The 11,106-nt window shown below is 46.2% G+C and carries 14 protein-coding genes; 11 read left to right on the plus strand and 3 right to left on the minus strand.

Annotated features, from left to right (window positions below; all coding sequences use genetic code 11):
- Positions 1-145 (plus strand): GMC oxidoreductase (locus H6G96_RS38875; RefSeq protein WP_190916003.1); only part of this gene is annotated, 145 nt, incomplete at its 5' end.
- A gap of 256 nt (positions 146-401) precedes the next feature.
- Positions 402-557 carry a hypothetical protein gene (locus tag H6G96_RS38880; RefSeq protein WP_190919768.1) on the plus strand — a complete coding sequence of 52 codons (156 nt, stop codon included), beginning with the start codon at positions 402-404 and terminating at the stop codon, positions 555-557.
- Positions 558-683: 126 nt separating this feature from the next.
- On the opposite strand, the gene H6G96_RS38885 is transcribed toward H6G96_RS38880, so the two are convergent.
- A complete protein-coding gene (locus tag H6G96_RS38885) occupies positions 684-1,034 on the minus strand; it encodes a helix-turn-helix domain-containing protein (RefSeq protein WP_190919771.1) in 351 nt (116 codons plus the stop codon).
- A 133-nt stretch (positions 1,035-1,167) separates the two neighbouring features.
- Here H6G96_RS38885 and H6G96_RS38890 point away from each other — a divergent pair, with 133 nt between their 5' ends.
- The 9 genes from H6G96_RS38890 (at position 1,168) to H6G96_RS40870 (ending at position 8,196) form a co-directional block, all read left to right on the plus strand.
- Entirely contained in the window at positions 1,168-2,127 is a 960-nt protein-coding gene (locus H6G96_RS38890; protein ID WP_242063626.1) for a zinc-dependent alcohol dehydrogenase family protein, read from the plus strand.
- A gap of 252 nt (positions 2,128-2,379) precedes the next feature.
- A complete protein-coding gene (locus H6G96_RS42755) occupies positions 2,380-2,544 on the plus strand; it encodes an SDR family oxidoreductase (protein WP_277933101.1) in 165 nt (54 codons plus the stop codon).
- A 93-nt stretch (positions 2,545-2,637) separates the two neighbouring features.
- Positions 2,638-3,366 (plus strand): alpha/beta fold hydrolase, encoded by a 729-nt coding sequence (locus H6G96_RS38900; RefSeq protein WP_190919775.1) that lies wholly within the window; start codon positions 2,638-2,640, stop codon positions 3,364-3,366.
- A 73-nt stretch (positions 3,367-3,439) separates the two neighbouring features.
- Entirely contained in the window at positions 3,440-4,813 is a 1,374-nt protein-coding gene (locus tag H6G96_RS38905; protein ID WP_190919777.1) for an FAD-dependent oxidoreductase, read from the plus strand.
- Between the two features lie 43 nt (positions 4,814-4,856).
- Positions 4,857-5,312 carry a VOC family protein gene (locus H6G96_RS38910; protein WP_190919779.1) on the plus strand — a complete coding sequence of 152 codons (456 nt, stop codon included), beginning with the start codon at positions 4,857-4,859 and terminating at the stop codon, positions 5,310-5,312.
- A 68-nt stretch (positions 5,313-5,380) separates the two neighbouring features.
- Positions 5,381-5,707, plus strand: a complete 327-nt coding sequence (locus H6G96_RS38915; RefSeq protein ID WP_347242344.1) for an SDR family oxidoreductase — start codon at positions 5,381-5,383, stop codon at positions 5,705-5,707.
- Between the two features lie 90 nt (positions 5,708-5,797).
- Positions 5,798-6,631: an alpha/beta hydrolase gene (locus H6G96_RS38920; RefSeq protein ID WP_190919781.1), complete on the plus strand. Its 834-nt coding sequence runs from the start codon at positions 5,798-5,800 to the stop codon at positions 6,629-6,631.
- 38 nt (positions 6,632-6,669) lie between these two features.
- Entirely contained in the window at positions 6,670-7,635 is a 966-nt protein-coding gene (locus tag H6G96_RS38925; RefSeq protein WP_190919783.1) for an MBL fold metallo-hydrolase, read from the plus strand.
- 393 nt (positions 7,636-8,028) lie between these two features.
- Positions 8,029-8,196 (plus strand): alcohol dehydrogenase catalytic domain-containing protein, encoded by a 168-nt coding sequence (locus H6G96_RS40870; protein WP_347242343.1) that lies wholly within the window; start codon positions 8,029-8,031, stop codon positions 8,194-8,196.
- A gap of 317 nt (positions 8,197-8,513) precedes the next feature.
- Here H6G96_RS40870 and dnaB read toward each other — a convergent pair whose 3' ends face one another.
- Together dnaB and H6G96_RS38940 are read right to left on the minus strand one after the other, a co-directional pair.
- Complete coding sequence (gene dnaB, locus H6G96_RS38935; protein WP_190919785.1) at positions 8,514-9,878, minus strand: replicative DNA helicase; 1,365 nt, start codon at positions 9,876-9,878, stop codon at positions 8,514-8,516.
- A gap of 118 nt (positions 9,879-9,996) precedes the next feature.
- Positions 9,997-10,881, minus strand: a complete 885-nt coding sequence (locus tag H6G96_RS38940; RefSeq protein ID WP_190919787.1) for a hypothetical protein — start codon at positions 10,879-10,881, stop codon at positions 9,997-9,999.
- Positions 10,882-11,106: the final 225 nt, after the last annotated feature.

The raw sequence follows: 11,106 nt of genomic DNA on the forward strand, positions 1-11,106 counted from the left end.
CAAGGTACGGGGGATTGAAGGGTTACGAGTTGTTGATGCATCGATTATGCCAACTATGATCACAGGAAACACAAATGCATCGGCAATTATGATTGGAGAAAAGGCTGCCGATTTGATAAAAGTTGGAACAAAATTGCCTCAATGATGGTAAAAGCCTCAGAAATGAATGGCACTAAGATAAGCACAAATGTCTTAATTTCAAGTGTTTCAGCAATTTAAAAAATGATCACCATGAAGTAGTGATCGCATAGCTGGGAATTGGAGGTTTTCCTGATTCTGGAACTCTCCCGTTCTCGAAGCTATTCATTTTCTCCAGCGCTTATCAGCCAACGATTTCACTTTAACTTAGTACCATTCGTAATAGACGAAAGCAGTTTTGTTATTTCATTGAGGGTAGTTCTATGACGCATTTACTAGTACAAAGCAGAAATGATTCTGAGCATGAAGGTACACCTCAGACTGATTCTCTTCGCGACTCTTCGGTGAATCATGCCCTGATTGCGATCGCGCAAGAAGTTGCTGAGTTGCTGAAAACTTGCTTATCTAGTACAAGTTGATGACGTTCGCGCTCACCGCACGCAGACAACCTTTGCAACTCAACCGACCATATTGAAGCTTCCGGTGCAGCGCGGTTGTTGGGCTGCGCTTTAACTTGCACATAAACTACTATCTATCCCAATGCTCTAGAGGCGACTTTGGCAATATTCTTCTAGATCATCAATAATATCCAGAATTTCAACGAACCGAGAGCCAAAGGCAGTCAACTTATACTCCACGCGGGGCGGAATTTCTGGATAAGCAACTTTCTCAACAATACCAAAGTTTACGATATCTACTAATCGCTCATTCAAAACCTTAGTGGTCAATCCCTCAGTTGCACGAGTCATTGCTCCTGGGCGGTTGATACCTTGACGAATTAAGCGTAAAACCTCCAGCATCCATTTACAACCAAGAGTATGCTCTACGATATGAGCCACAGGTGGTTGAGAAGCAGGAATTTTTTTTGGCAAGTTACGGGATTGTGATGACTGCATTTGCGACTGAACAGTAACTACCTTACTAGATGGTGCTGACTTGCGGGACAAGAGAGAACCATTTACGTTGAGTGGTATCGAAATACCTTTACCGTTGATTATAAAGCAAGGATGATTAGCAAAGATGGAATGTATGAAAGCGGCCGTACTGACAACATTTGGTGGTGCTGAGAGTTTTGAGATTCAAACTGTACCCAAGCCAATACCAAAACCTAATCAGGTTTTAGTAAGGGTGTGTGCGACATCGATCAATCCAGTTGATTGTCAGACTCGCCGTGGTGATTACAAAGACTTGGTTCGATTACCAGCAATTATCGGAGTTGACATTTCAGGGGTTATTGAGACAGTTGGAGAGTCAGTGACAGACTTTGAGGTAGGAAACGAAGTTTATTACTCGCCGCAGATTTTTGGAGAATCTGGCAGCTATGCTCAATATCATGTTGCTGATGCAGGGATTGTTGCGCTTAAGCCTTCTAACTTGTCGCACATTGAAGCAGCGTGTTTTCCTCTCGCAGGAGGAACGGCTTGGGATTGTCTAGTGACGAGGGGCAATCTTCAAGTTGGGGAATCAGTTCTAATTCATGCGGGTGCTGGTGGCGTTGGTTCAATTGCGATTCAACTTGCAAAAGCGATGGGAGCCTATGTTTTTACAACATGCAGTTCTAAAAATCTCGATTTTGTCAAAAAACTTGGTGCAGATCGAGCCATTGATTACAAGAACGAAGATTACGCGCAAGTTATTTATCAGGAAACAGATGAGCTAGGTGTTGATTTAGTTTTGGATACGATCGGTGGGCAAACAATCCAGCGTAGCCCAGAAATTATTCGCCCATTTGGCAGGCTTGTGAGTATTGTAGACACTGAAACGCCGCAATCACTCATCGAAGCATGGGGCAAGAATCTGACTATCCATTTTGTTCTCACGCCACAGTACCGAGCAAAATTAGATGCTTTGACAAAACTAATCGAGCGCACTCAGCTTCGCCCCATCATTGATTCAACGCTGTCTTGGGATCAGATAATTCAAGCACATCAGCGTCTAGAGCGGGGGGGGACGCAAGGGAAAATTGTGCTGGAATTTACCAAAAGTTAGACTGTTCTCACCGATCACTTTAAATCGTCCAGGGCGAACGCATCTAAAGTATACGTAGTGACTACTGAAATTGAGAATCAACGAAAAAATCAGTATTTCTGGCTTGATTTATTTTCCAAGGCTCAAAGTGATCGCTAAAATCTTTGTCAATAAGCAGGGTTTAACGAGATTATTTTTACGTCTATTGAGAATAGTCTAGCCTTATTGACATGATGCGGCCGCCCTGCTCCTAAGAGCCTCCAAGAGATGGGTATGACTTTAGAGCAGTTTGATTCGATGGTGTCGTCGAGCGTCCCGATGGGGCATAGGGGTCAACCTGAAGAAATTGCTGCAACGGTTGTGTTCTTATGTTCTGATGCTGCGAGCTACATCACTGGACAACCTTTGGCAATTGATGGCGGATATACAGCGAGTTAATTTTCGATCGTTAATGGTGGGCTCACAGCGAACCGATCCATTTCAAGAGAGAACAAATGGGCTTGATTTTCAAATCGCAACTAAAGGAATTCTATGTCAATTTTTGTCTTAGTTCATGGCTCCTGGCATGATGGTTCTGCTTGGCAAGCAGTTGTTGACCATATAGAAGCAAAAGGACATCTGGCGTTTGCTCCCACGATTACCGGACATGGTAAAAGCGTAGATAAAATCGTTAACCATGCTCAATGTACACAATCGATCGTCGATTACATTGTTGGCAAAGACTTAACCGATATTGTTCTCTTAGGTCATAGTTTTGCCGGAACAATCATTGCGAAAGTTGCTGAAGCGATTCCTGATCGCATTCGACGGCTCATCTTCTTCGATGCCTTTGTCCTCAACGATGGTGAAAGCCTCAGAGATAGCCTTCCACCGCATCTTCAAACATTACTCGATGAGCTAGTTAGAGAATCAAACGAGCAGATGATGGTTATACCTTTTAAGATGTGGCGAGAAGCGTTTCTCAATGATGCTGACCTCGAACTGGCTCGATCCAGTTACGCACGATTATCACCCCAACCGTATCAACCGTGGATTGACAAGTTGGACTTGAAGCAGTTTTACTCGCTGCCCATTCCTAAAAGTTACCTCTACTGTACAGAAGATAATGTCCTCCCTCAAGGCGAACAGTGGGGTTGGCATCCGAGAATGTCTAACCGCTTGGGGCTATTTCGGCTTGTACAAATGCCCGGTAGTCACGAGGTAATGTTTTCTAACCCGATCGGTTTAGCAGAAAAGATTATTGTGGCAGGGCGCGACTAGCAGCAGAATTTGCAATCGCCAACCCACTAATGTCGCCGTCATTCAACAAACAATGACCTGAAAAGGAGAAATCATGACAACTACATACCATCACAGTGCTGCTTTCAACGATCTCCCAGCACTGCTTACAGGACAGCTTTTTCTTCCTCAAGCTGCTGATTATGAACAGGTGCGTCAACTCTGGAATGGCAAGGTGAAGACACAACCCGCTGCGATCGCTCGTTGTCTGACTGTACAAGATGTCATTCATACCGTTCGCTGGACAAGGACACATGGGCTACCCCTCTCGGTTCGAGCGGGAGGACACGATACTGCTGGACGAGCGTTGTCTGAGGGCGTGGTGATTGATTTGTCTCAGATGAGAACTGTCACCGTTGATCCAGATCAGTGTACAGCTCACGTTCAAGCTGGAGCAACGATCAGTGATCTGATTGAGACAAGCACCCAATATGGGTTAGTGACAGCGACAGGAAACTGCTCCGCCGTTGGCATGGCTGGATTTACTCTGGGAGGAGGATATGGCCCTCTCACAGGGGCTTATGGGCTTGGTATTGATAATCTACTGTCTGCACAAGTGGTCACTGCCGATGGGCAACTTCTAACCGCAAACGCCAAAGAACATCCCGATCTGCTTTGGGGACTACGCGGTGGAGGAGGCAACTTTGGCGTTGTCGTTTCGCTGGAGTATCGCCTGCATCCACTCACGACCGTGTTATCTGGGATGCTGCTCTATCCGCTAGAGGAAGCTAAAACCGTGTTACGCCGTTTGAACGACTTCATGGCTACTATCCCCGATGAATTGACGATTCTGTCTGGGTTCATTCAGATGCCAGAGGGCGCGACAGTTCTCTTTCTCTTACCGCTCTACTGTGGTGAGAGCGCAGTAGGTGAGCAAGTAATCGCACCTCTACGAACCTTTGGTACTGTGCTAGTCGATCAGGTGCAATCCATGACGTATCGCGAATTTATTCATCAGTGGGATGCGAATGCACCGAAGGGGCGTCACTACTATGCTAAAACACAGTCGATCAAAGGGTTTCAGCCTGAAATCATTGACACACTGATCGAACAGGGACTGCCATTTTCTTCCCCCTTTTCGTTCATCGCGCTCCATCACTTTCATGGAGCCGCGAGCTGCGTCGGTGCGTCGGAAACTGCTTTTGCACTGCGGCAGGATCATCTAATGGTTGAGCTAATTGCAGCCTGGGAGCCACAGGACGACGAGCAGCGGCATCTTCAATGGGCACAAAACATCTCACAGGCACTAGCACCCTATGCCTTGAAAGGCGGATACATCAGCCTTCTGGATCAGGAAGAACAGGAGCGTGTTCGGCTTGCTTTTGGGTCGAACTATGAGCGATTGCTCGATCTTAAGCAGAAATACGATCCAGATGATGTGTTTCGATCGACGATTGGATATCTCGCACCCCATTCGCTCACACGGTAAGACTCTGAGGTATCTAGAACATTCACAATTACAGGAGATTCAAATGACAATTTTAACTCAAACATCTTCTCTAGGCTCAAATCCTCTGAGTTCGATGCAAATCGATCATGTTTGCTTGAATGTACCGAACTATGAGGAAACGCTTCAGTGGTATCAAGAAAAGCTAGATGCGACGATCGAACATGAATGGACAGTAGGCGTTTTCCCAGATCTGAAATTGGCTTATCTCAGTGTATATGGCTTTCGCATCGAAATTATTGGCTCTACTCAGTCACAATCAGGAATGCCGATCGCGACTAATCTTGGTGAGGGATTAAGGACAACAGGCATCGGACATTTTTGTTTTCGAGTTCGAGATGTCGATGCAGTTCTTGCTGAATTAAATCGACGTGGTGTGAAAACATTTCTCGAACTCGGAAGCTATCCTGATCCGGGTATTCGGCTCTGTATCATTCAAGACAATAACGGCAATCTGATCGAGTTTATCACCCCATTATGAATTCATTAATGAAATAGATCCCAACAGTTGCCGCTGCATAACAAACTGATTAGGGTGGACAGGAGGGTATCCCAGCCTTCAGCGTGTATGGTGCCACCAAAGCTGCCGTGCGATCGTTTGCTCGCATCTGGACACTCGACCTCAAAGACCGCCAGATTCGAGTGAATGCGGTCAGCCCTGGTTTCACTCCGACTCCCGCTTACGATCTTCTCTGGGGACTCAGTAAAGAGCAGTTGAAAGAATTTGTGGCGAGCCAAGCTAACAATAACATCCCATTGGAACGACCCGGCACGCCCGACGAGGTTGCTAAAGCCGTTGTCTTTCTGGCTTCAGATGACAGCAGCTTTGTCAACGGCATTGAGCTATTCGTCGATGGTGGCATGGCACAAATCTAACAATTGGTAAAAGCGCAGGAGCCGTACTGTCAAGCAACGCTTTCACACAGACAAAAACACATTGTCGAATTTACAACGGAGGAACCTCTCATGACTTACATTACCGTTGGTCAAGAAAACTCTGCAAACATTGAGCTCTACTACGAAGATCTGGGGACAGGTCAACCGATTGTACTGATTCATGGATTTCCCCTCAACGGTCATTCCTGGGAAAAGCAGGTCTTAGTGCTGCTAAATGCAGGATATCGGGTGATTACCTACGATCGCCGAGGCTTTGGTGCTTCTAGTCAACCCTCATTTGGCTATGACTACGACACGTTCGCAGCCGATCTCAACGCCCTTATGACCAAGCTTGACTTGCATGATGCTGTCCTGGTCGGCTTCTCAATGGGAACAGGCGAAGTCACGCGCTATCTTGGCAAGTATGGCTCAGAGCGGGTGCAGAAAGCGGTGCTGATGGCTCCAGTGCCGCCCTTCTTGCTGAAGACCGATGATAATCCCGAAGGCGTTGACCAAAGCGTTTTCGATGGCATTATGAAAGCGATTGTTGAAGACCGTCCAGCCTACTTTTCTGCATTCTTCAAAGAATTCTTCAACGTCGATATCTTGCTGGGCAATCGTATCAGTAATGAAGCAATTCAGGCAAGTTGGAATGTGGCAGCAGGGGCTTCTGCGAAAGGGACTTTGAACTGTGTTCCATCCTGGCTGACTGATTTTCGCGATGATTTGCCCCGCATTGATGTACCAACCCTGATCGTTCATGGCGATGCCGATCGCATTTTGCCGCTTGAGTCCACCGCAGCAAGACTCCCGAAGCTGATTAAAAACGGTCAACTTGTTGTCATCCCTGGCGGACCGCACGCCATCAATTGGACTCATGCTGATCAGGTCAATCCCTTGTTATTGGACTTTCTTCAGGGGTAATTATCTATCGAGTTCTTTATCGCTGAAAGGGTTCTAATATGTTTTCTAGACTGACGATAGCGGTTGCAACCACAGTGCTAATGATTGTGACCTCTTGTAGCTTTCCAACGATAGCACCAGGCAAAAGTGCGATTGCTCAAGTGCCAGGTGTCTATCCATTCAAGTTAGGTGATTTCAAAATTACAGTCCTGAGCGACGGCACACTCCCCCAAGATTTACATACGCTGCTGCCGAATACGAACCCAACAGAAACTGATCGCCTGCTTCAGAAAAACTTTCTGACTAATCCTGTCGAGACATCGATTAATGCTTTCCTGATCGACACTGGAGAGCAACAAATACTCGTGGACACGGGAGCCGGAACCTTTTTTGGTTCAAAACTGGGTGGCAAGCTTCAAACATCGTTAAAAGCAGCAGGCTACACACCTAACGAAATTGATGCAGTTCTTCTGACTCATATTCATACCGATCATAGTGGGGGGCTGGTCGAACAGGGGAAACGGGTGTTTCCTGCTGCCACGCTCTATGTCGGCAAGCCAGATGTCGATTTCTGGTTTGATCGAGCGAATGCCACGCGATTCAACGTTGCTGAAAAGTACTTTGACGAAGCCGCGAAAACTGTCAAACCTTATTTAGATGCGGGCAAGGTGAAATCGTTTTCTGGCAAAACAGCTTTGCTACTGGGAATCACCGCGCATCCCACACCCGGACACACTCCTGGTCATAGCTGCTATGTGGCGGCAAGCAAGGGCGAGAGCATCGAGTTTTGGGGCGATATTGTTCACTTTGCTTCGGTGCAATTTCCCAAGCCAGAAATTACAGTTGCTTATGATGTCGATGCCAATGCTGCTGCGGCACAACGCAAAAAACAGTTTGCGAGAGCGGAAGCATCCCGAATTTTGATAGCAGGCGCACATTTGCCCTTTCCCGGCGTTGGACACCTTCGGGCAGCAGATCAAGGTTATGCCTGGGTGCCAGTGGATTACCGCTGGCGTGATCCCTAAAGGATTCATAGCAATCATTTTAGCAACTTGATGATAGTTGCGATTACACCACAACTATTCAAGCAAACTTCAAGCTGATGATAGTTGCGATCGCACCACAACCATTCGAGCAAACTTCAAGCCACAAATTGTAGGGTGGGCACTGCCCACAAAGCTTTGATGTGAAGGGTTTTACAAAATGGTGGGCATCGCCCACCCTACTAGCTCGCCATCTACCATAAGAATCTGGAAGAAATCAAGCATTGGAACTCACTACACTTCAGATCAATCATTTTAGACGTAAGGAGGCTGATATGGAGTACATGCAATGCGGTACTGACCTCTTTTGGTAGCACTGAGGTATTTGAATTTCAAACCATACCGAAGCCAGTTCCAAAAGCGACCCAAGTTCTGGTGAAAGTATACGCGACATCGATCAATCCCATTGATTATCAAACTCGTCGGGGTGACTACAAAGATTTAATTCGTCTCCCTGCAATTATCGCAGTGGACGTTTCGGGTGTGATTGAAGCTATTGGAGAGGCAGTCACCCATTTCCAGGTCGGAGATGAAGTTTACTAAGCTGTTAAGCATATAAGAAAGCACATTGAGATCGCAGGGAAGCAGGGGGCAGGGAGCAAGGGAGAGGGGTTTGCAGCTTTTACTACCATGAAAATGGTGCAATTTAAATGATGATTAGCTTACTCACCCCAGGTTTTTGGCGAGTTTAGTAGTTATGCTCAATACTACGTTGCAGAGGAAAGCATTGTTGCAGTTAAGCCCATTAATTTGACCCATGTTGAGGCAGCTTCCTTACCGTTGGCAGGAGGAACCGCCTGGGATTGCCTTATAACCAAGGGAGTCCCAAGGCTAATGCAGGCTGATGGCTTTGATAATTTTTAAAACCCTCGACCACGAGAGAGATTCTTAAATCTGGTAAACTGATGGTCAAACAAAAGCTTGACTGTACCAGTGGGGCCATTGCGTTGCTTGCGAACGACTAACTCAGCAATGCCACGATCTGGGGTGTCGGGGTTGTACATTTCTTCGCGGTAAAGCATGATCACAACATCACTGTCTTGTTCAACAGTACCACTGTCTTTTAAATCACTTAGTACAGGGCGTTTATCGTTACGGTGTTCAACTTCGCGGTTGAGTTGGGACAAAGCCAGTACAGGCACATCCAAATCTTTGGCTAATCTTTTTAATCCTCGGCTGATTTCACCGACTCGTTGAGCCATGTTTACCCGTGAATCAGTATCAAGAGCCATAAGTTGTAAGTAGTCAATGATGACAAGCCCAACACCACCGTAATGGGATGAAATTCGGCGGACTTGGCTACGGATTTCATTAAGAGAAGGGCAAGATTCGTCGTTGATGAAAATCTGTTGTTCGCTTAACGCAGCGATCGCCACACTCAAGGGTTGCCACTGGCTGTCAGAGACATTCCCAGTTTCTAGAAAATTGTTTTCAATGCCAGATTCGCTGCTCAAGAATCGCTGTACGTACTCATCAGTAGACATTTCCAAGCTGAAAACGCAGATCGGCATCTTCCCAGTTTTGGCAACATTGAGAGCGAGATTACCAGCCAAAGCGGATTTACCAACAGAAGGACGAGCAGCCAGTACATACAACCGTCCTTTGCGAAAACCACCACCGAGTATACTGTCCAGGTCATAAAATCCACTGCTTGCTGCTGGTGAACCTGTACCAGCATGACGCGCTTCAATTTCGGTAAAAGTGTCGGCTAGGGCATGAGAAATATGAACCAAGTCAGAGGCAGAATGCTCAGACTTAATGCCGTAGACTTTTTGTTCGGCTTCGTCAAGAATTACAGGTAAATCGGTTTCGGTAGCATACCCGAGTTGAACAATCTCAGTGCCAGCAAGGATTAACTGCCGCCTTTGGTATTTTTCCATCACCAAGTCAGCTAAAACATCGATGTTCACAGCTGACACAGTGCGGTCAACCAGACTGGCCAGTTTATTGCGTCCACCGATACGGAACAATAAACCATTATCAGACAACCAGTTAGTGATGCAAAGCAAATCCGTTGGTAATCCTTGGCTGTACAGTCGTAGGGCTGCTTGATAAATGTCTTTGTGGGCATTGATGTAAAAAGCATCTGCACTCAGACGATCGCTTATTCGGCTCATGGCGCTTGGGTCGAGCATGATGCCACCGAGTATTACTTCTTCAGCCTCAATGCTTTGAGGGGGTAAGCGGTCTTGTTGAGATGTGAAGTTTGATTTGTCTTGTGTCATAAATCCTCAAACAGAAGTCGGAATTCGGAGGTCGGAAGTTGCAAGTTAAAAGTGAAGAACAGGGGCAGGGGAAGTCAGGAAGAAAGCCGAATTTGGATAAAATACTTCCGACTTCAACTCACGCAGCTTGCGGATGTAAGTACACATACATTTGAGGATGTGTCAGCTTTAACCAATCCAACCATTTGATCGTTGCACCTGGATCTTGTTGGTCATAACGGCTGCTGAAAGAAGCGATCGCTTTGTCTTTACCAACTTCATCCATGCGGTCTAGAAGTTCACTGAAGGTCGCTTTATGCCAATCAAGAGAACGATTTGAGTAGTAACCGATGGGTTGGTCATTGGCTTTTGATTCTTCAGTTTGTGGCGTAGATGATTCAAGAACTCTTGACCAATAAACCAGCAGTTCTTCTAAACCAGCTTTACTCACCTCCAAATTGCTGATTGATTTGATCACAGTGGGGACTTTTTGCTGCCAATTAACCTTGTCCCACTCGGCTCTCTCCTTGGCGATTAACTCCACCAAACGGCGATCGCAGGTTTGGTAAATCTTGTCTCTGCAAGAAGTGCGCCAAGGGAAACGCCAACATCGGAGTTTGATTTCATTTCTGTAAACTGCGGGTAAAGGCTCAGATGCCAAGATGCCGGGGTCAAGCAGGATGTGATTGAGCAAATCATCAATCGACTGAAATCTTGGTTTGCTCGGTTTATTGTTCGTTTGTTCGTTTTTATCGAACAACCCCACCGCGATAGTAGGTCTACATGAGGGAATGTCTGTTTGATGCAAAGTCTCGGATTGATTTGACAACGAAGTGACAGATTCGGGAATTGGTTCTTCCTGGTTTGATTGTGAAGACGAAGATTTGGAAATTGGTTCTTCTTCCTGGTTTGGTTGTAAAACCAAGTCAGTTTTTTCACACACACACTCGCTTTTTGGGGAGACTGCACTTAGTGTGAATTCCTTAGATGGGATTACCTTAATGGGAATACCTTTGTGGGTCAAAATTGACCCCACCCCCCATGCAGAATTGACCCCCCCACTGGGTGCAAAATTGACCCCACCCCCCGTGCAATTTTGACTGGGGTTAATTTTGACTGGGGTCAGTAAATCGCAAAGTTTTTTCCAAGAGAATAAGCGTCAAGATTTTGTAAACAGAGATACATTTTTTGCTGAACTATGTGAAACCGGAGGTGATGATTAATTAGGTTTACTTATAGCAAGGCATAT

The organism is Nostoc sp. FACHB-892 (genome assembly GCF_014698795.1).
Classification (GTDB): Bacteria; Cyanobacteriota; Cyanobacteriia; order Cyanobacteriales; family Nostocaceae; genus Nostoc.